At 65.7% G+C, this 18,181-nt stretch carries 20 protein-coding genes; 4 read left to right on the plus strand and 16 right to left on the minus strand.

What is annotated here, in order from left to right:
• Positions 1-10 precede the first annotated feature (10 nt).
• Positions 11-1,045: a LacI family DNA-binding transcriptional regulator gene (locus tag BMW90_RS18200; protein ID WP_074837813.1), complete on the plus strand. Its 1,035-nt coding sequence runs from the start codon at positions 11-13 to the stop codon at positions 1,043-1,045.
• 6 nt (positions 1,046-1,051) lie between these two features.
• On the opposite strand, the gene BMW90_RS18205 is transcribed toward BMW90_RS18200, so the two are convergent.
• The 15 genes from BMW90_RS18205 to BMW90_RS18275 form a co-directional block, all read right to left on the minus strand.
• Positions 1,052-1,342, minus strand: coding sequence for a CcdB family protein (locus tag BMW90_RS18205; protein WP_074837815.1), 291 nt, complete (start codon positions 1,340-1,342; stop codon positions 1,052-1,054).
• On the minus strand, positions 1,330-1,584 hold the full coding sequence (locus BMW90_RS18210; protein WP_074837817.1) for a type II toxin-antitoxin system CcdA family antitoxin: 255 nt from the start codon (positions 1,582-1,584) through the stop codon (positions 1,330-1,332). The genes BMW90_RS18205 and BMW90_RS18210 overlap by 13 nt, the downstream gene beginning before the upstream one ends.
• Positions 1,585-1,659: 75 nt before the next feature.
• Positions 1,660-2,358, minus strand: a complete 699-nt coding sequence (locus BMW90_RS18215) for an aspartate/glutamate racemase family protein (RefSeq protein WP_074837819.1) — start codon at positions 2,356-2,358, stop codon at positions 1,660-1,662.
• Between the two features lies 1 nt (position 2,359).
• Positions 2,360-3,661, minus strand: coding sequence for a TRAP transporter large permease (locus tag BMW90_RS18220; RefSeq protein ID WP_048535827.1), 1,302 nt, complete (start codon positions 3,659-3,661; stop codon positions 2,360-2,362).
• Positions 3,658-4,215 carry a TRAP transporter small permease subunit gene (locus BMW90_RS18225; protein ID WP_074837821.1) on the minus strand — a complete coding sequence of 186 codons (558 nt, stop codon included), beginning with the start codon at positions 4,213-4,215 and terminating at the stop codon, positions 3,658-3,660. Before BMW90_RS18225 ends, BMW90_RS18220 begins: the two co-directional genes overlap by 4 nt.
• A gap of 27 nt (positions 4,216-4,242) precedes the next feature.
• Entirely contained in the window at positions 4,243-5,271 is a 1,029-nt protein-coding gene (locus tag BMW90_RS18230; protein WP_074837823.1) for a TRAP transporter substrate-binding protein, read from the minus strand.
• A 182-nt stretch (positions 5,272-5,453) separates the two neighbouring features.
• Positions 5,454-6,287, minus strand: coding sequence for a MurR/RpiR family transcriptional regulator (locus BMW90_RS18235; RefSeq protein ID WP_211568940.1), 834 nt, complete (start codon positions 6,285-6,287; stop codon positions 5,454-5,456).
• Between the two features lie 66 nt (positions 6,288-6,353).
• Positions 6,354-6,935: a DUF1190 domain-containing protein gene (locus BMW90_RS18240; protein ID WP_074837825.1), complete on the minus strand. Its 582-nt coding sequence runs from the start codon at positions 6,933-6,935 to the stop codon at positions 6,354-6,356.
• Between the two features lie 35 nt (positions 6,936-6,970).
• Positions 6,971-8,197: a glutathionylspermidine synthase family protein gene (locus tag BMW90_RS18245; RefSeq protein WP_074837827.1), complete on the minus strand. Its 1,227-nt coding sequence runs from the start codon at positions 8,195-8,197 to the stop codon at positions 6,971-6,973.
• An 84-nt stretch (positions 8,198-8,281) separates the two neighbouring features.
• Positions 8,282-9,274, minus strand: coding sequence for an aldose epimerase family protein (locus BMW90_RS18250; protein WP_074837829.1), 993 nt, complete (start codon positions 9,272-9,274; stop codon positions 8,282-8,284).
• A 117-nt stretch (positions 9,275-9,391) separates the two neighbouring features.
• Positions 9,392-10,081 (minus strand): ABC transporter ATP-binding protein, encoded by a 690-nt coding sequence (locus tag BMW90_RS18255; RefSeq protein ID WP_074837831.1) that lies wholly within the window; start codon positions 10,079-10,081, stop codon positions 9,392-9,394.
• Positions 10,078-10,833, minus strand: a complete 756-nt coding sequence (locus BMW90_RS18260; RefSeq protein WP_074837833.1) for an ABC transporter ATP-binding protein — start codon at positions 10,831-10,833, stop codon at positions 10,078-10,080. The genes BMW90_RS18255 and BMW90_RS18260 overlap by 4 nt, the downstream gene beginning before the upstream one ends.
• Entirely contained in the window at positions 10,826-11,809 is a 984-nt protein-coding gene (locus tag BMW90_RS18265) for a branched-chain amino acid ABC transporter permease (protein WP_048535841.1), read from the minus strand. The genes BMW90_RS18260 and BMW90_RS18265 overlap by 8 nt, the downstream gene beginning before the upstream one ends.
• 1 nt (position 11,810) lies before the next feature.
• Complete coding sequence (locus tag BMW90_RS18270; protein ID WP_048535843.1) at positions 11,811-12,728, minus strand: branched-chain amino acid ABC transporter permease; 918 nt, start codon at positions 12,726-12,728, stop codon at positions 11,811-11,813.
• 50 nt (positions 12,729-12,778) lie between these two features.
• Entirely contained in the window at positions 12,779-13,915 is a 1,137-nt protein-coding gene (locus BMW90_RS18275) for an ABC transporter substrate-binding protein (protein ID WP_074837835.1), read from the minus strand.
• 383 nt (positions 13,916-14,298) lie between these two features.
• Here BMW90_RS18275 and BMW90_RS18280 point away from each other — a divergent pair, with 383 nt between their 5' ends.
• Together BMW90_RS18280 and BMW90_RS18285 are read left to right on the plus strand one after the other, a co-directional pair.
• Entirely contained in the window at positions 14,299-14,679 is a 381-nt protein-coding gene (locus BMW90_RS18280) for a c-type cytochrome (protein WP_211568948.1), read from the plus strand.
• 120 nt (positions 14,680-14,799) lie between these two features.
• Positions 14,800-16,071 (plus strand): PQQ-dependent sugar dehydrogenase, encoded by a 1,272-nt coding sequence (locus BMW90_RS18285; protein WP_048535847.1) that lies wholly within the window; start codon positions 14,800-14,802, stop codon positions 16,069-16,071.
• A 50-nt stretch (positions 16,072-16,121) separates the two neighbouring features.
• Here BMW90_RS18285 and BMW90_RS18290 read toward each other — a convergent pair whose 3' ends face one another.
• Complete coding sequence (locus tag BMW90_RS18290; RefSeq protein ID WP_074837836.1) at positions 16,122-16,784, minus strand: SH3 domain-containing protein; 663 nt, start codon at positions 16,782-16,784, stop codon at positions 16,122-16,124.
• 362 nt (positions 16,785-17,146) lie between these two features.
• Here BMW90_RS18290 and BMW90_RS18295 point away from each other — a divergent pair, with 362 nt between their 5' ends.
• Positions 17,147-18,172: a TRAP transporter substrate-binding protein gene (locus BMW90_RS18295; RefSeq protein WP_074837838.1), complete on the plus strand. Its 1,026-nt coding sequence runs from the start codon at positions 17,147-17,149 to the stop codon at positions 18,170-18,172.
• Positions 18,173-18,181 lie beyond the last annotated feature (9 nt).

An 18,181-nucleotide genomic window follows, 5' to 3' on the forward strand; every position in this document is an offset into this window, starting at 1 on the left:
CATCAGGCCCATGTCACACCGCTTCTCGATCAAGGAAATCGCGCATCAGGCCGGGCTCAGCACGGCCACCATCGACCGGGTGATCAACCGCCGCCCCGGGGTGCGTCGCCAGACCGCCAACCGCGTGCATGCCGCCATCCGCGAGCTCGAGGCGCAGGAGGCGCAATTGGCGATGTCGGGGCGCAAGCTGATGATCGATCTGTTGGTCGAGGCGCCGCAGGCCTTTCTCGACGCATTGCAGAGCGCGCTGCGCCAGGAGCTTCCCCTGATCCAGACCGCGATCTTTCGCGCCCGCAGCGATCTGCGCGCGCGATTCCCGACCGAGGCGCTTGTCGCCGGGCTGGAGCGGGCAGGCCGGCTGAAAAGCGATGGCGTCATCCTCATGGCCCCGGATACCGCGCCGATCCGCGCGGCGGTGGCGCGGCTGGCCGCAAGCGCAGTGCCGGTGGTGACCCTCGCCACCGACATGCCCGGCTCCGCGCGCGCCGGCTATGCCGGGCTCGACAACCGGCTGACCGGCGAAACCGCGGCCTGGCTGATGTGCCGGCTGATCGCCGGGCAGACGGCGCCGCATATCCTGGTCACCCAGCGCAACGATGCCTTTCGCGGCGAGGCCGAGCGCGCCGAGGGCTTCCGTGCCGCCATGGCCCGCGACCGGCCCGATGCGGCGATCACCCTGCTGGTGCAGGGCAAGGCGGGGGCGGATTTCGCCACGCAGGTCGCCGAGCGCTCACACCAGAGCCCGCCCGCCGGGCTTTATTCGATCGGCGGCAGCAATCGGGCGCTGGTGCAGGCCTTTGCCCGGCACGGGCTGCCGCGACCGGCGATGATCGGCCATGATCTCGACCCGGAAAACCGCGCGCTTCTGGCGGATGAGGCGCTGGATGCGGTGCTTTATCACGAGCTGACCGACGACATCCGCCACGCCTTGCAGGTCTTTCTGTCGGTGCACAGCCAAGGTGCGGTGCCGATGCCGGAAAACGGCACGCCGCTGCGGGTCATGTTGCCGCCGATGATGGCCGGGCCGGCGCGATCCGAAGCCTGAGCCCGGTTACACGCCGCTCATCAGCACATCGATGGCCCGCGTGATGGCATCGCCCTGATCGGCGACCTGCCCCCGGCGGCGCAGATCGGCGCGGCGCACCGCAGCAATCAGCCGAGTGGCCAGCACAAGCGCGCGACCGTCAAATCGGATCTCGGGATTGAGATGCCGGACCGCAGGGTACTCGGGCAGCAGCGGGATCACCACGACGGCAGGATCGGGCGGCAGAAGATCGCTTTCCACCACCACCATCAGAACGCCGCTGTATTCTGCGATGTCGAAGCGGCTCAGCGGCTCCATGTCGCCCCGCCGGGCGCAGCGATGATCTCGGCCAGCGGATGGCCATGGCGTTCGTGCCAATCCGCCTGTGCCGCAAAGGCCTCGGCATTGTCCTTCAGCCAGTGCCGGTGCCGGGCCTCGGCCACGGCATGGCGCAGCGCCTGATCGGCCACCGCCGAGACATTGATGCCAAGCTCTCGGGCATCGGCCAGCGCCGCGGCATCAAGCGTGAGAGAGGTCTTGCGTCGGGGGGCAGGGGTCATGAATAGGGCTCCGCAAATATACCGCTAATGTATACCGCGCCGGCATCCGCTTCAAGCCCTGTGGCAAGGCGCGGCCTATTGGCCGGTCCTCAGCCGCGCCGCCACCTCGGCCATGGTCAGGGCTGCCTCGATACTGTCGATCACCGGGATGCCATGCCGGGCAGACAGGGCTCTGGCGCGGCCGGTCAGCCCGCCGGAGCCGAGGATGATTGCCCCGGCGCCGTCGAAGTTGCGGGCGTCCTGGATCGTCGCGTCGAGCTTGCGGGAAATCTCCGCCCCGCCCGCCGCCGCCGAGGCGACGCCGATCCCGGCGGCGCGCACCGTGCAGATATCGCCGGCGCCCAGGGCCGCCACCAGCGCGCGGATCCCCGGCACCATGGTGTCGACCGTGGTGACGATGGCGATGCGCGGCGCGAACAGCCGGGCCACGGAAATTGCCGCCTCGGCCGCGCAGACGATCGGCGCCTCCAGAAACCGCCGCCCGCCGCTGACCGCGATATCGTCGAAACAGGCCATGACATAGGCGTCATAGCCGGGATGCCGCGACAAGAGGTCGATGGCCAGGGGTTCGGCCACCGCCCGGTCGGCCCGGGTCTCGATCGAGCGCGGGCTGCCTTCGGGGTGCAAGACCCGGGCCGATGTGGCCCGGTCGAGCACCCCGGTGGCGGCATCGGAGACAAGGCGCGTGACCTCGGGATTGCCGTTGGGGTTGACGACGAGGATGCGGCGCAGAGCGGTCTGCTCTGTGGCGCGGGGTGAAACTGCGGTGTCCATCTCAGCGCCCCGCAGCCATATCGGGCAGGAAGAGCGCGATCTGCGGCACCGCCACCAGCAGCGCGGCAAAGACGATCATGATGATCACGAAGGGCGTCGCGCCGCGGATCACGTCGTTGAAATCGCCGCCGCCCTTGCGCACGCCCTGGACCACAAAGAGGTTCATGCCGACAGGGGGCGTGATCAGACCGATCTCGCACATCACCACCACGAAGACCCCGAACCACACCGGATCGACCCCGAGAGCGGTAACCATCGGCACCGCGATCGGCACGGTCAGCACCAGCATCGACATGGCGTCCATGAACATGCCGAGGATGACGTAGAATACCACCAAGAGCAGCAGAAGCGTGGTCTGCGACAGGCCCAGCCCGGTCACCCAGCGGGTCACCGCCTGGGTGCCGCCGGTCATCGACAGGGTCACGTTCAGCAGCAGCGCGCAGACAATCACCAGGATCACCATGCCCGAGGTGCGGGCCGACTGGATGAAACAATTCTCCAAGAGATCCCAGCTCAGCCGGCCGCCTTTCCAGACGAAGTAGAAGGCCGCGATCACGCCGAGCGCGGCGCTTTCGGTGGGTGTCGCAAGCCCGCCGTAGATCGAGCCCATGACGATGCCGAAGATCACCGCCGGCGGCACGAGATGGCGCAGGAGGCGGCGTTTCTCCTCCTTCGAGACCTCCGGCGCGGCGGAATTGCGGCCCGCATCCGGATAGCTGAAGGCGACATAGGCCGAGAACAGCAGGGTCAGCAGCACGCCGGGCAGGATGCCGGCAATGAAAAGCTGCCCGACCGAGACATTGGCCAGCGAGCCATAGACCAGCAGGTTGACCGACGGCGGGATCAGAATGCCGAGCGTGCCGCCGGCGGCCAATGTGCCAAGCGCCGGGCGTACCGGATAATCGCGTTCGCCAAGCGCCGGCAGGGCGATGGTGCCGACCGTCGCGGCGGTGGCGACCGAAGAGCCCGAGGTCGCCGAAAACAGCGCGCAGGTGCCGATATTGGTGTGCAGCAGACCGCCGGGCAGGCGCCCGAGCCAGACCGCCAGCGTCTCGAACATGCGGTCGGCGATGCCCCCGCGCAGCAACAGCTCGCCCAACAGCATGAACAGCGGGATCGCGGTCATCACCGGGTTGTTGAGCGTGCCCCAGACGACGCCGCCCATGGTTTCGACCAGCGGCATGCCATAGGCCATATAGCCGCCGACGCCGCCCACGGTCAGGATCGAGACCGCCACCGGCATCGACAGGAACATCAACAGCAACATGACCATGAAGCCGGTGAAAATGACGGTAATGCTCATGCCCGTGCCTCCAGATCGGAAAGTTCGGCTTCCAGTTCGTCCTCGACGGTTTCCGGCGCGAAATCGCGGGTCAGCGCCGCGCCATTGCCGCGCCCGGCCAGCGCCAGGGCGCGCAGGGCCAGCAGGATGGTCGCGAGAGTGAAGACCCCCATGCCGATCATCCAGAACATCTGCGGCCAGATCAGCGGCGTCATCCAGGGCGTCTGCGCCACCGAGCCGAACATCTGGGTCTCCTGCACCGTGCGGACGGTAAAGACCGCCAGAAAGATCGCCAGCGCCGCAAGCGACACCGCCGACAGAAGGTTCAGAACCGCCTGCGCCCGTTCCGGCATCCGCATGTGCAGCAGGTTGATCCGGATATGGCTGCGCTCGACCGCCGTGACGGCAAAGCAGAGGGGAGCCCCGATGGCGATGGCATAGCCCGAAAGCTCGTCCACCCCGGCCAGCGAATGATTGAGAAGTTTGCGCAATATGGTCTCGGCCGCGATGACGACGCAGAGCGCCGTCATCATCAGACCGAAGACAATCGCACATATTCGCGAATAGGTCTTCATCGGTAAATCCCTCCCTCTGACGTTGCCTTACAGGCCCAGCTTGGCGCCGACCGAAGCCATCCAGTCAGCCTCGCAGCTTTCGTTCACGGCATTGCATTGCTTGGTCCAGGCCGGCAGCGACGAGCCGACCAGCGCATCCGAGACGGCCTTGAGATCGGCGTCGGACACCGGCACGCTTTTCAGCGAATACTCGGTGCCATGTTCGCAGGGGGCCTGCCCGGTGTTGCAGTTCATCGCATCGACATAAAGCTCTTCGGAATAGGCCCAGACGTCGCTTACCAGCGTGTCGATGGCGCCTTGCAGCTTGTCCTGCTGTTCGCCGTCCAGCGCGTTCCAGCTGTCGAGGTTGATGGCATATCCGTTCACCGCCAGTTGCAGCGCGATCGGCAGCACGGTGGTGGTGACCTCGGGCCAGCCGGCGGAATTGGCCGAAGACGGCCCGGTGATCGCGCAATCGACAACCCCGCGCGCCAGCGACTGCTGGACCTCGCCAAAGGGCAGCGGGATGCCGGTGGCGCCGAACTGGCCGACAAAGGCGGCGGCGGATTGATCGCCGACCCGCACCTTCAGACCTTCGAGATCGGCAAGGCCGCCGATTTCCGGCTTGCAGAAGATCACCTGCGGGCCGGCCGGCCAGACACCCAGCAGCTTGGAATTGAAGCGCTGCTGAACCGCGGCGTCCACCACCGGCAGGAAGGCCTCGGTATGCGCCTTGCCGCTGGCGTAATCCGGGTTCTGGCCAACGAGATCGAGGCCCAGCATGGTGGGTTCGTCGCGGCTGACCTGCGGGCCACGGAAGGAAACGATGTCGAACAGACCGGTGCGGATCACCCGCATGCCGTCATTGTCGGGAATGCCGGCGACATCGACCGGCAGATATTCCACCGTGGCATCGATGCCCGAGGTTTCGGCGAAATTCTCGAAGAAGGGCTGTTCCTTCTGTTGCTGGATCAGGCCGGATCCGACCGGCTGGCCCAGAACGCGCAGCGAGACGGGCTCGGCTGCGGCGGCCTGGGCGAGACAGATCAGGGCGGTGGTGGCAAAGAGTGAACGCATGGCAATGTCCTTTCACGTGGGCATGAGTCGCGGTGTCGTTACACTGTCATGAAAACTCATTTTCATCATTTCACAAAGAACTTTTCGCGAAAGAAACGTTATTTTCTTCATTCGGGGCCGCAACGCGCGGAATTCGGGCAATTTCCCGGGCCCGGGCCCAGGCGGAAAAACCGCCCTCGGGCTCAGAGTTCGCGCAACAGGTCGTTGTAGTTTTCGATCGATTGCAACCTTTGGCGGCCCGAATCAGCCGCCAGCTCGATGGTCCTGTTGGTGATCAGATTGATCAGCGCCATGACGCTCACATGGCTGAACAGCGGCCCCGACGACCGGGTTGCGCAGCGGAAATGCCAGCCTGCGCCGCGGTTGGCCGCCACCCCTTCGTCGGTGATCAGCGCGATCTCGGCCCCGGTCGCGGCAATCGCCGCCAGCAGTTCGTCGAAACCGGCGATCCGGCGGCGCAGCCCGAACAGGACCACCACATCGCGCTCGGTCATCCGCGCCACATGTTCGCCCATGGTCTGGCCACCGCCGGGCACCGGAACCGCATCGTCAATCGCCTGAAGCAACTGCCATTGCAGGTATGTCGCCAGAGAATTCGAGGCGCGATAGCCCACACACCAGACCTTGCGCGCAGCCAGCAGCGCCTCGGCCAGCCGATCGATATCATCGCGCGAGACATCGCCGATGGTGTCGCGCAGATTGCGGATATCGCTGTCCAGATAGCTCTCGGGATCGGCCATATCGGCCTGACCGGCATGTTGCAGATAAAGCCGCGATCCGCTGCTGGCCTCGTCGCGGGCGTCGCGCCGGGCATCTTCGTAGGATTTGTAGCCCAGCCGCCGGACAAAGCGCGTCACCGTCGCGTTCGACACCCCGGCCAGCGCCGCCAACTCCGAGGCCGAGTAGCTGGCCAGTTCACCGGGGAAATCGCAGACCAGCTCGCCCAGCCGACGCTCCGCCGGGTGCAACTCGGGAAGTTTGCGGCGCACACGGGCAAGAAAGGACTGGTCGGGCATCGCGGCCTCCATGAAAACACATTTTCATGGATACGGGCTGCGGCGCCGTTTGCCAAGCCTTCTGTGTCAGCCGCCAAAGCCGGTGCGACCGGCGCCCGCCTTGCCGAAGCCGCCGCGGGAGGCGGCGGTGGCGCGGGTCATCGGCGTCTTGCCGACGGTCGAGGCCGGGCGGGTGAACTGCGATGTGTTCAGCTTCGCCGCGCCCTTGTTGGTGGAAAAGGTGCTCGACCGGGCGGCATTGGTAAAGCGGCCATCGGAGGTCTTGTAAAGCGGCTGCGACGCCGCCATGCCGGAGCGGCCGCCCAGCATGTTGCCGATCAGATAGCCCGCCAGCAACGGCATGAAGATGCTGCCGGATCCGCCCTGGGCCGCCGCGGCCTCGGAGCCGCAGGCGCCCTCGCCATGCTGCTCTTCGCAGACCGCAAGACTGTCGTAACGCGGCGCGGCCTCCACGTGCAGGGCCTCGGCCTCGGCAAAGGCGGTTTCGCACTGCTGCGCGGTGAACGCGCTGTTCAGCCCGGCCGCGTCGCGACAGCTTTGCAGATCGGGAAAGGCGGCGGCATCGACCTTTTCCTCTTCGCAGCCGGCCAGGGTAAAGGCGGCCGCGCCGACAATCGCGATGGCAACCCGTTTCGAACGTTTGGTCATGACAATCAGCTTTCTGCCAGGAGGCGGTTGGTGGTTCAGGCCTTGATATAATGCGGTTTGAACCGCGACAAATCCTGGGTGATGCGCGAACGGTCCTCGCGCAGCCCGATGCCGGCGCAGCTCTGGCCTATGATCCAGGCGCCGATCACCGGGCGGAAGCCATCGAACTCCGGCAGCGGCGCATAGGCCTGAAGGATACGGGGGTGTTCGGCATAGTCGGTGTTCTGCGACTGTTCGGTGACGGCGCCGGCCTCGACGATCGCCACTGAGGCGCCTTCGCGCGACAGGATCGGCTTGCTTACATGCCCCGCCGCCAGCTGTGCCTCGGCCCGGCCAAAGGCTTCGGCGACATCGGCGGGCGCGGCGCCACGCCCGGCCAGGGCCCCGGCGACATCGGTCTCGAAAAACGCCGGCAACAGGTTCGGATGACCTTCGAACATCTGCCAGAGCACCGGCAGCAGCCCCTTGTTCGACAACAGCGCCTTCCAGGCGGGCTCCAGAAACAGGCAGCCCGAGCCGGCGATCTGCTTGGCATAATCGTCGCGCAGCAGGTCTTCCCAGGGGTAGAGCTTGAACAGTACCGCGATCCGCCGGTTCTGATCGTCGAGAAACTGGCCGTCGTCGCTCAGCGCGATCTTGTCGAGATCACAATAATGCGCCCCCATCCCGGCCTCCCGCGCGGCCCAGCCCATGGCCTCGACCGTGCCGTAATCTTCCGGGTTGCCGGCGACGGCGGTAAAATGCAGATCGCTGTCCGGCGCGAAGACCTCGGCAAACCGCGCGACAAGCGCCTCGTGGATGCCATTGAACTGGTCGCTGCCCTCGGCCAGCACACCGGCCGCGAGCTGATCTTCGAGCCATTGCCACTGAAAGGCCGCGCTCTCATACAGCGAGGTCGGCGTATCGGCGTTGTATTCCAAGAGCTTGGCCGGCCCGGTGCCGTCATAGGCGAAATCGAACCGGCCATAGATCTCGGGGTCGCCGTTGCGCCAGCTCTCGGCCACCAGATCGCGATGCGCCTCGGGGATCGCCAGCCGCTCCATCAGCGCCTCGCTGCCGATGATCTCCGCCACGGCCTCGCGGCACATGGCATGCAGTTCGGTGGCCGGATCTTCGAGATCGGTCTCGATCTGTTCGAGCGAAAATGCATAGGCCGAGGTTTCGTCCCAATAGGGCTCGCCGTGCATGTCGGCAAAGCTGAAGCCGACCTCTTCGGCATGCGCCCGCCAATGCGGCCGTTCGGGCAGTGTGATCTTTTGCATGTGACGGCTCTCCGGTGGTCCGGGCCGGTGTAGACGGTTTTGCGGCGGGCAACCAGAGGCTCCCGCCGCCGATCCGCGCGATAGTCAGACCGATGGGCTCAGGGGGAAGGCGCTGATTTCATACCGCGTGCGCCAGATCTTGCCCGCCCGCAGCGCAACACCCGCCGCCCGGTCCGCAACACTGTCGTCGAACGGTGCGATGCCCCGGTCGAACAGGCTCGAGACCGGCTCGACCCCCAGCCCGGTGAATTGACCCAGCCCCGGGATCTCGCCCCCGGGATTGGCCAGCCAGAGCAGGCAATGCGGCAGATCCTCGGCCGCCCAGGTCAATCTGACACCCGCCGCTTCCCCGGCATAGCGCAGGGCGACCTCGCCCTCGCAGTCCCAGATCTGCACCAGCGCCTCGCGCTGCCGGGGAAACTCCGCCGGAAAGCGAAATTCCGTCCCGTCGAGACAGGCGACCGGGCCGCCCTTCGTGACCTGCGCGCCGGGCACGGGAGTCAGCGTCGGCGGCGCCAGCGCCTTTGGCAGGGTGGTCGCCTGCTGCCCGCCGGTCCAGTCCAGCGTCACGCCGGCGCCGCCTTCAGGCAGGCGAAAGATCGGGTGCAGGCCCAGCGGCAGGCAACAGTCGCTCGCGGCGGTGATCTCCAGCCCGAAGGTCACGCTGGGGCTGTCCGGGCTCAGCCGGACGCTGCGCGCCACCTGCGCGATATCATGCCCCGCCGGATAATCGATCGACAGCCGCGCGCTGCCGCCGTCGGCCGCGTCCAACCGCCAGACCGCATTGCTGCAAAATCCGTGGTGCTGCGGATCGGCGGGCGAGGTGCCAAAGGGCACACACGGCCATTCGCCGCCCAGCTCGGCCAGGTGCGGCGACAGGTCGGGGCTGTCCTCGGGCCGGGCCCGCCCGCTCCATTCCGCCTCGGCCAGCGGCGCGAACTTGCGGCCGTCGGGCAGGGTGAACGTCAGATCGTGAAGGATGGCGCCCAGCGGGCTGACCGCCGCGCTGCAATGCGCGGTTTTCAGCGGCGTCCAGCCGTCGCGCGGGGTGGACGGATGCGGGGGGATGTCAGGCATGAGAACGCTCCGGGTTGGCGACTGCCCGGCCGGGAATGGCGTGCGGGCGCAGATGATTGCGCTATCAGTGGCATTTCGCACGCGGTTTTCCAATCGGATATCTCATGCCTGCGGCCGTCACACCCCGAGATAGCGTTCGGTCGTCTGCGCATCGAGATCGGCAAAGTCGCCCTGCCAGACGCTGCGCCCCTTTTCCACGATCACCGCCGCATCGGCCACGCCGCCCAGCTCGCGGATCGATTTGTCGATCAGCAGGATCGCCAGCCCGGTCTCCGCCTTGAGCCGGGCGATGGCGGCCCAGATCTCCTGCCGCACCACCGGGGCCAGCCCCTCGGTCGCCTCGTCGAGGATCAGCAGGCGCGGGTTGGTCATCAGCGCGCGGCCGATCGCCAGCATCTGCTGCTCGCCGCCCGAGAGCGAGGCCGCGGTCTGATCGCGGCGCTCGGCCAGCCGCGGGAACAGCGCGGCGACGGCGGCGAAATCCCAGGCGCCGGGCCGCGCGGCGGCCAGCAGGTTTTCCGCAACCGTGAGCGTGGCGAAACAGCGCCGCCCCTCCGGCACCAGCCCGATGCCCAGTTGCGCCACCCGATGCGGCGGCAGCCCGCCGATATCCTGCCCGGCAAACCGCGCTTCGCCGTCGCGGGCGCGCAACAGGCGGCAGATCACCTTGACCGTGGTCGACTTGCCCATGCCATTGCGCCCCATCAGCGCCAGCACCTGGCCTTCTTCCAGCGACAGGTTCATATCGAACAGCGCCTGGCTGGCGCCGTAGAAAGCCGAGATCCGCGACAGCTGCAACAGGCTCATGCCTCGTCCTCCTCGCCCAGATAGGCGCGGCGCACCTCGGCGTCGCTGCGAATCTCGGCGACGCTGCCGGTGGCGATGATCTGGCCATAGACCAGCACGCTGATCCGGTCGGCCAGGGCAAAGACCGCATCCATGTCATGTTCGACCAGCAGGATCGGCGCGCGGCGACGCAGCCGGTCGAGAATGCCGGTCAGACGCTGCGATCCCTCGCTGCCGAGCCCCGCCATCGGTTCGTCCATCAGAAAAATGCGCGGCGCGAGGGTCAGCGCCACCGCCACCTCGAGCTGGCGGCGCTGGCCATGCGACAGCTCGGAGGTGCGCATGGCTTCGAACTCGGCCAAGCCAACCTCGTCAAGCGCGGCGCGGGCGCGGGCCAACAGCGCTGCATCCCGCATCACCGGACGAAAGAAGCGAAACACGCCGCCGCGCGCGCCAAGCGCGCCGAGTACCGCGTTTTGCAGAACGGTGTAGTCCATCGCCAGGGCCGAGATCTGAAAGGTGCGCCCCATGCCGAGCTGCGCCCGGGCGGCGGTCGAGAGCGCGGTGACATCCCGGCCGTCGAACAGTACCCGGCCGCTGTCGGGCGCCAGCCCGCCTGCGATCTGCTGGATCAGCGTCGATTTGCCGGCACCGTTCGGCCCGATCAGCGCGTGGATTTCCCCTGGCCGCAGGTCGAGCGAGATGTCGTCGCTTGCGGCCAGCGCACCAAACCGCTTGGTGACGCCGCGAATGTCGAGGATCGGCTCAGTCATGGGCCACCTCGCGCCCCGCGATCAGCCCGTAAAGCCCGCCGCGCGCAAACAGCACCACCCCCAGCAGGATGGCACCCAGGTAGATGTGCCAATAGGCGCTCAGCCCGCCCAGCAGATGTTCGAGCAGGATGAACAGAACCGCGCCGGCAACCGGGCCAAAGATCCGTCCGACGCCGCCAAGGATGACAAAGACCATGATCTCGCCCGAGGTCTGCCAGGAAAACATCACCGGGCTGACGAAGCGATTGAGATCGGCAAAGAGCGCCCCGGCCAGCCCGGTGATCGCGCCCGAGATCACGAAGGCCACGAGATAGAGCCGGTAAGGCGTCTGGCCCACCGCCTGCACCCGCGCCTCGTTCTGCCGTGCCGCGCCAAGCGCCAGCCCGAAGGCCGAGCGCGCCGCAAGGCTGACCAGCAGCAACACGATCAGCAGAAGAGCAAAACACAGGGCAAAGAATTGCAGCGGGTCCATCGTGTTGAGGCCCGGGAAACCGTTGCGCACATAGATCGAGAGCCCGTCCTCGCCGCCATAGGCCGCCCAGGAGATGGCGAAGTAATAGAGCATCTGGGCAAAGGCCAGGGTGATCATGATGAAATAGACGCCGCTGGTGCGCAGGCTGAGCGCGCCGATCGCCAGGGCCAGGAGCGAGGACAGGAGGATGCTGACCAGCCAGATCACCGGCATCGACTTGGTGCCCTGGATCAGCAGCGGCGCCTCGAACAGCGGCGTGTAGGTCTGGGCGTGATAGGCCAGCACCCCCATGACATAGCCGCCCAGCCCAAAAAACGCCGCATGGCCAAAGCTCACCAGCCCGCCAAAGCCCAGCGCAAAATTCAGCCCGACACCGGCAATGGCAAAGATCACCGCGCGGGTGGTGAGCGTGATCAGGAAGGGTTCGTCGCTGGCCTGCGCCCAGAGTGCCACCCCGAGGATCAGCGCCAGGAGCGCCAGGTTGAACACCATTTCGCGTTTCATATCAGGCGCTCCCGAACAGGCCCTTGGGCCGAAAGATCAGCACCCCGGCCATCAGGATGTAGATCGACATCGAAGCCAGCGAGGCGCCGACCGACCGCGCCGTCGCAGGGTCGAACACCAGCGCAAAGGCCTCGGGCAACAGAAACCGGCCCAGCGTCTCGGTCAGCCCGACCAGAAGCGCGCCGATGAAGGCACCCTTGATCGAGCCGATGCCGCCGATCACGATAACCACGAAGGCCAGGATCAGCACCGGCTCGCCCATGCCCACCTGCACCGACTGGATGGTGCCCACCAGCGCGCCGGCAAATCCGGCCAGCGCCGCCCCGAGCGCGAAGACGAAGGTGTAGAGCCGCGAGATATTGACCCCGAGCGCCGCAATCATCTCGCGGTCGTTTTCACCGGCGCGGATGCGGATACCGACGCGGGTCCGCGCGATCATCCAGAACAGCCCCGCCGCCACCGCCAGCCCGACCAGGATGATGGCTAGCCGATAGAGCGAATATTCGATGCCAAAGGGCAAAATCACCGTGCCCGACAGCCACTCAGGCTTGTCGAGAAACAGCGGGAAAGAGCCGAAGAGCCAGCGCGTGCCCTCGGAAAAGATCAGGATCAAGGCAAAGGTCGCCAGAACCTGATCGAGGTGGTCGCGGTCATAGAGCCTGCGGATCACCAGAACCTCGATCAGCACCCCGGCAAAGGCGGCGCAGACCAGGCTCGCCGCCAGCGCCAGAAGGAAAGAGCCCGAGGCCTGCGCCATGGCCGCCGCCGCGAAGGCGCCGATCATGTAGAGCGAGCCATGCGCGAGATTGATCAGCCCCATGACGCCAAAGACCAGCGTCAGCCCGGCCGCCATGAGAAACAGCATGACCCCGAATTGCAGCCCGTTCAGGGTCTGCTCGACAAGAAGGATAAGCGACATCAGCGTTGCGCTGCACCGCCCCGGCCCGCAAAGGGGCCGGGGCAGGCGGGTTACATCTTGCAGGCGTCGAGGAAGGCGTTGGACCGGTCTTCCAGCGCGACCCCGATGATCTTGTTGGTGTAGACGTCACCTTCCTTGATCACTTCGCGCACATAGATGTCCTGCACCGGATGGTTGTTGGCGGCAAAGGCAAAATCCCCCCGCGTGCTGGAGAAATCGGCCTCTTTCAGTGCCGCGCGGAACGCCTCCTGATCCGAAATATCGGCTTTTTCCATCGCCGAGATCATCAGGTTGGCAGTGTCGAACCCCTGGCTGGCGTAAAGCGAGGGCAGGCGGCCGTATTCGTCCTGAAAGCTTTCGACAAAGGCCTTGTTGGTCGCGTTGTCGATGTCCTTGCTCCACTGGCTGGTGTTCTTCACGCCAAGCGCCGCATCGCCCACCGCTTGCAGGATGCCCTGATCAAAGCTGAAGGCCGGGCCGACCACGGGCAGATCGACACCGCTGTCGGCATATTGCTTGAGAAAGGAAATCCCCATGCCGCCGGGCAGGAAAAAGAACACCGAGTCCGCCCCGCTGGCGCGGATCTGCGCGATCTCGGCGGCGTAATCGGTCTGGCCCAGCTTGGTATAGATCTCGCCCGCCAAATCCCCTTCGAAAAAGCGTTTGAAGCCGGTTAGCGCGTCCTTGCCGGCCGGATAGTTCGGCGCGAGGATAAAGCTGTTGGTATGGCCGGCGTCATTGGCATAGGCGCCGGCAGCCTCGTGCAGGTTGTCGTTCTGCCAGGCGACGTTGAAATAATTCTGGTGACAGGCCTGCCCGGCCAGCGCCGACGGCCCGGCATTGGGCGAGAGGTAGATCTTGCCCTGCGCCACCGCGCCCGGCACCACTGCCATGGCGAGGTTCGACCAGATGATCCCGGTCAGGATATCGACCTTCTCGGACTGGATCATCTTGTCCGAGAGCTGCACCGCCACATCCGGCTTGCGCTGGTCGTCCTCGATCACAACTTCGATATCGTCGCGGCCCGACTGCGCCACCGCAAGCATGAAGCCGTCGCGCACATCGATGCCGAGTCCGGCGCCGCCGCCGGACAGCGTGGTGATCATGCCCACCTTGACGCCTTCGGCCGTGACGCCCGTGGCCGCCGTCGCCATCGTGGCGGCCAGAATGATCGATTTGAGTTTCATCGTAATCCCTCCCAGGACAATTCTTTTTGTAACGGCTTAAGCTTTAGCGCTTTTTTCGCCCTGCACATAGGCCCGCCGGCAGAAAAGCCGCCGGCTCGGGGCGCGCCTTCGCCGAACGATGATACGTCCCAGAGCGCCACACAAGTCAAAAGCGTCGAAAGATGACTGCATCGACATGTCGGCGCGACGCCGGCCAGGACGGCAGCTTTTCGCGCCGCACCGCATGACGTGATTGCAAACACACCTATAGATGGAATTCCTTTGCGCCGTCGAAAATGCCGCTCTAGGGTTTGATTTGTGGAACGGGGGATCCATGTCTTTCTGTCAATCGATGGCGGTCGCAGCAGACCGGCAACCGTATAACCCGGGGAGGGGGTGAAGACGTGAGCAAATCTTCGATTTTTTTATTCTGTCTGACACTGACGCTTGCGTCGACGCAGGCGATGGCGGGGTCGAGCGCCGAAGATACCGAGGCAGAAGGCGCCACCAGCGAAGCGGCGGCAGATCAGGCCGACTTCGATCCGGCAGCGGGTGAAGAGCTCTACATGAAGGAATGCCGCGCCTGTCATGGCCCGACCGCCAAGGGCGTGTCGAGCTATCCCAAGCTTGTCGGCCAGTCCGCCGAATACCTCGTCACCATGCTCGAAAGATACCGGTCCGGCGAAAAGATCGGGCCGAACACGATGCTGATGGCGCCCCGCGCCCGCAAGCTGTCGGACGAGGACATTGGCGACGTCGTCGCCTTTATCACCTCGCTCGAATAACGCCGGCACAAGGCGGACCGGCACGGGAGGAGTGACCCGAACCGGAGATAACAATCAGACAGGACGTTCAGCACGCACATTTCCGATCGAGCGGTCATATATCACAAGGGAGGAAGTTTAATGCTTAGTCTACACCAATCATTTGCACTGGCAGTGGCGGTGGGCGCCGCCGTGGGGGCGACGCCGGCCCTGGCGCAGAACACCTCGAGCCTCACGCATTCCGTGGTGATCGAGGGCCTGGAAAACCCGTGGGACATGGCGTTCCTGGGCGATGGCACCATGCTGTTCACCGAGAAATGCAAGGGGCTGTCGGTGCGCATGCCCGATGGCAGCGTCAATGCGCTGCTCGGTATGGGCGGTGTCGAAGGCTACAACTCGGCCGAAGAGGACCTGTTTTGCGAAGGACAGGCCGGCATGATGGGGGTCGCCTTCGATCCGAACTTTGACGAAAACCGCCGGATCTATGTCTATGCCACGTCGAACATGTCCGATCCGCACACCAACCGGCTGATGCGTTTTGTCGTCAACGAGGATTTCAGCGGCGTGTCCGAACGCACCGACATCGTCGATGACGTGCCTTACAAGATGGCCGCCTCGGATCACCCGTTCGGCGGGCCCGGCGCGCACAACGGCGGGCGCGTCCGGTTCAACCCGGTCGATGGTTACCTGTATCTGACCACCGGCGACAACCACAACAGCGAGATCCCGCAAAGCCCGACGATGATGGGCTCGAAGGTGATCCGCATCGACACCGACGGCAATGCCGCCCCGGAAAACGCGCCGCCCGAGGGCTTTGACAAGCGGACCTATACCTATGGCCACCGCAACGTTCAGGGCATCGCCTTCAACGCCACCGGCACACCGATCACCGCCGAGCACGGACCCTGGCATTCCGACGAGATCACGGTGCTGGAAAACGGCGGCAACGCCGGCTGGGATCCGCGACCGAACATGGCCGGACGCGACGATTGCCCCGACGATTATTGCGGCTACAGCCCCAATCAGGCCGAAGGCATGAACCGTTTCGAGCGGGCCGCCTACATGCCGATGACCGACTTCGAGACCTATCCCGACGCGATGCCGCCGATCTGGAACAACAACGGCTGGTCGCAGGGCACCTCTTCGGCGGCCTTCCTCACGGGCGAGGCCTGGGGCGACTGGAATGGCGCGCTGGTCGTGGGCATCATGGGCATCGGCTTCGGTGGCACGCCGATCGGCCAGCGGATCGACGTGATCGAGCTGACCGAGGACGGCACCGAAGTGGTCGATGTCACCGAAATGACCCTGCCGGACGGCATGGAGCCCGGGCGCTTCCGCTCTCTGGTGACCGGGCCGGACGGCAGCCTCTATGCCGCCGTCGATGAGGGTGTGATTCACAAGCTCACACCCTGAGGCATGACTTCGAGGCTGCGCCAACTTCGGCTGGCGCAGCCGATCCGCGATCAATTGCCGAACACGAATTCCCCGGACAGAACAAAGCGCTGGTCATCGACGCGCAGGTGATGCTGCCCGCCGTCGAGCCGCCAGTCGGTGTCGGTGCCAACCCCCGACATCGTGGCATTGGCGGCCACGAACTCTCCGTGCAGGAAATACAGATGCCGCGCGAAGCCGTTGGCGAAGGTGGCCACGACGGTCGCGTCGCCGCCGGTGCCCCGCGCCACCTCGGCGCGGCACAGTCCCAGCGCCTGACCGCGTTCCTGGGCGCAAGCGATCTCGCCGCTGGCGTCGAAATCGCCGGCGCGGGCCCGGTGAGGCGAGCTGTCGAGGCCCATTGGCACGGCTCCGTCCGGCCCCGCCGCCGGTGCCAGGTGGCGACCGGGCACAAAGACGCGGGCCCCGCCGCGAAACTTCCGCACCTCGCACCAGGGCGCACCGTCCGCCAGCGTGCATCCGAGGTTGGCCAATATCGCGCCGCCCTGCACCACGCCGACCGGTTCCGCCGTTTCCGAAGGCCCAGCCCGGGCTGTCACCGGGCCGCTGACGATCTCGAACCGCCGCGGACCGCCGTCGCTCGCGGCCGGCGGCACCTGCGCAAGCGCGGCGCCGGCGCAGCCCAGGGTCAATGCGCCGACGGCGAGGCCGCGAAAAAAAGCTGTGACCGGCATGAGGCGCTCCTCGTCATCGGGCGCGCAACCTGACGCGCCGCATCTGCACCATGGTGCGCCAGTGACGCGGCCAGGGCAAACCCGGATTGCTGCCGCCCGTGTAAACGCAAAACACGCATTATGTTAAAGGCCGGGTGCCACCTGAAGATTCAAATCCCCCGTCGGCGCCTTGTCACGTTCCGGTCACGCGCGGCACGCCATAAGGACGGCGGATCATGTCATCGAAACATAGCGGCCAGCCTCGGACAACAGGACAGCCTCCACGGCATGGCGTGCGATATTCGCACTACGATGCGAATTATTTGACGCGCACGCCGGCCACCGCAATACCTGAGCCCAGATATTTCGGAGGAGAAAAACCCATGAATTTTCGAACGTTTGCCGCCGGCGCAGTTGCGCTTGCTCTGGCCGGGCCGGCCATGGCCGAGACCACACTGCGCATCCAGACCGCCCAGAACGCCGGCGATTTCGTCATGTCGCGGCTGCAAGACATCTGGGTGCCGAAACTCGAAGCCATGAGTGGCGGCGAGTTGACCGTCGAACTTCTGCCCACCGGCGCCGTCGTGCCGCACCGCGAAACCCCCAAGGCGGTCTCCGCCGGGATCATCGACGGCCAGATGACCACCGCCAATTACTTTGCCGGTCAGGATGCCGCCTTTGCGCTCTTTGGCGATCTGATTGCCGCCTATGACAGTCCCGATCAGGGCCAGACCTTCTGTCGCAACCACAAGGGCCGCGAGGTTCTGCAACAGCTCTACGACAATCACTTCGGCGCCAAGCTTCAAGTCATCGGCTGCGGGCCCTACGCCCGGGAAGCGCTTGTCGCGACCGATCCGATCCGCACCCTGGCCGACATCAAGGGCAAGAAGATCCGCGCCCCCGAAGGCCTGGCCGCCGAGGTATTCGGCGAGGTCGGCGCCACACCAGTGAGCCTGCCGTTCAGCGAGGTCTACACCTCGCTGGAAACCGGGCTGGTCGATGCGGCCGATGCCAGCGCGCTGGTCAACAACGAGGCGCTGGGCCTGCACAAGATCGCGAAATCGCCGATTTATCCGGGCATCCACTCGCAGGCGGTGCACAGCTTCTCGATCAACAAGGCCAAGTGGGACGGATTGAGCGAACAGCACCGCACCATCCTCGAGGTCTGGTACAACGCGGCTTATGACGACATCCGCCGCGCCGCCGATCTCGAAGACCGCCAGACCGCGGCCGATCTCGCCAGCCGCGACGGTTTTGAAATCGTCGACTGGTCGGCGCAGGATCGTCAGGCGTTCCGCGATGCCGCCCGCATCGCCTGGGAGCGCGCGGCCGAACAATCCGAGGATGCGGCGATGGTCTATGAGGCGCAAAAGGATTACCTGCGCCTGATCGGCCTGCTGAACGACTGATAGATTGCC

Source organism: Marinovum algicola (genome assembly GCF_900109145.1).
Lineage (GTDB): Bacteria > Pseudomonadota > Alphaproteobacteria > Rhodobacterales > Rhodobacteraceae > Marinovum > Marinovum algicola.

Bases quoted from the DNA above. Each gene is read 5' to 3' on its own strand.
- BMW90_RS18240 (WP_074837825.1), bottom strand. From the start codon at position 6,935: ATGACCAAACGTTCGAAACGGGTTGCCATCGCGATTGTCGGCGCGGCC.
- BMW90_RS18295 (WP_074837838.1), top strand. From the start codon at position 17,147: ATGAATTTTCGAACGTTTGCCGCCGGCGCAGTTGCGCTTGCTCTGGCC.
- BMW90_RS18225 (WP_074837821.1), bottom strand. From the start codon at position 4,215: ATGAAGACCTATTCGCGAATATGTGCGATTGTCTTCGGTCTGATGATG.
- BMW90_RS18200 (WP_074837813.1), top strand. From the start codon at position 11: ATGTCACACCGCTTCTCGATCAAGGAAATCGCGCATCAGGCCGGGCTC.
- BMW90_RS18290 (WP_074837836.1), bottom strand. From the start codon at position 16,784: ATGCCGGTCACAGCTTTTTTTCGCGGCCTCGCCGTCGGCGCATTGACC.
- BMW90_RS18260 (WP_074837833.1), bottom strand. From the start codon at position 10,833: ATGACTGAGCCGATCCTCGACATTCGCGGCGTCACCAAGCGGTTTGGT.
- BMW90_RS18220 (WP_048535827.1), bottom strand. From the start codon at position 3,661: ATGAGCATTACCGTCATTTTCACCGGCTTCATGGTCATGTTGCTGTTG.
- BMW90_RS18265 (WP_048535841.1), bottom strand. From the start codon at position 11,809: ATGAAACGCGAAATGGTGTTCAACCTGGCGCTCCTGGCGCTGATCCTC.
- BMW90_RS18210 (WP_074837817.1), bottom strand. From the start codon at position 1,584: ATGACCCCTGCCCCCCGACGCAAGACCTCTCTCACGCTTGATGCCGCG.
- BMW90_RS18270 (WP_048535843.1), bottom strand. From the start codon at position 12,728: ATGTCGCTTATCCTTCTTGTCGAGCAGACCCTGAACGGGCTGCAATTC.
- BMW90_RS18285 (WP_048535847.1), top strand. From the start codon at position 14,800: ATGCTTAGTCTACACCAATCATTTGCACTGGCAGTGGCGGTGGGCGCC.
- BMW90_RS18255 (WP_074837831.1), bottom strand. From the start codon at position 10,081: ATGAGCCTGTTGCAGCTGTCGCGGATCTCGGCTTTCTACGGCGCCAGC.
- BMW90_RS18275 (WP_074837835.1), bottom strand. From the start codon at position 13,915: ATGAAACTCAAATCGATCATTCTGGCCGCCACGATGGCGACGGCGGCC.
- BMW90_RS18235 (WP_211568940.1), bottom strand. From the start codon at position 6,287: ATGCCCGACCAGTCCTTTCTTGCCCGTGTGCGCCGCAAACTTCCCGAG.
- BMW90_RS18245 (WP_074837827.1), bottom strand. From the start codon at position 8,197: ATGCAAAAGATCACACTGCCCGAACGGCCGCATTGGCGGGCGCATGCC.
- BMW90_RS18250 (WP_074837829.1), bottom strand. From the start codon at position 9,274: ATGCCTGACATCCCCCCGCATCCGTCCACCCCGCGCGACGGCTGGACG.
- BMW90_RS18205 (WP_074837815.1), bottom strand. From the start codon at position 1,342: ATGGAGCCGCTGAGCCGCTTCGACATCGCAGAATACAGCGGCGTTCTG.
- BMW90_RS18215 (WP_074837819.1), bottom strand. From the start codon at position 2,358: ATGGACACCGCAGTTTCACCCCGCGCCACAGAGCAGACCGCTCTGCGC.
- BMW90_RS18230 (WP_074837823.1), bottom strand. From the start codon at position 5,271: ATGCGTTCACTCTTTGCCACCACCGCCCTGATCTGTCTCGCCCAGGCC.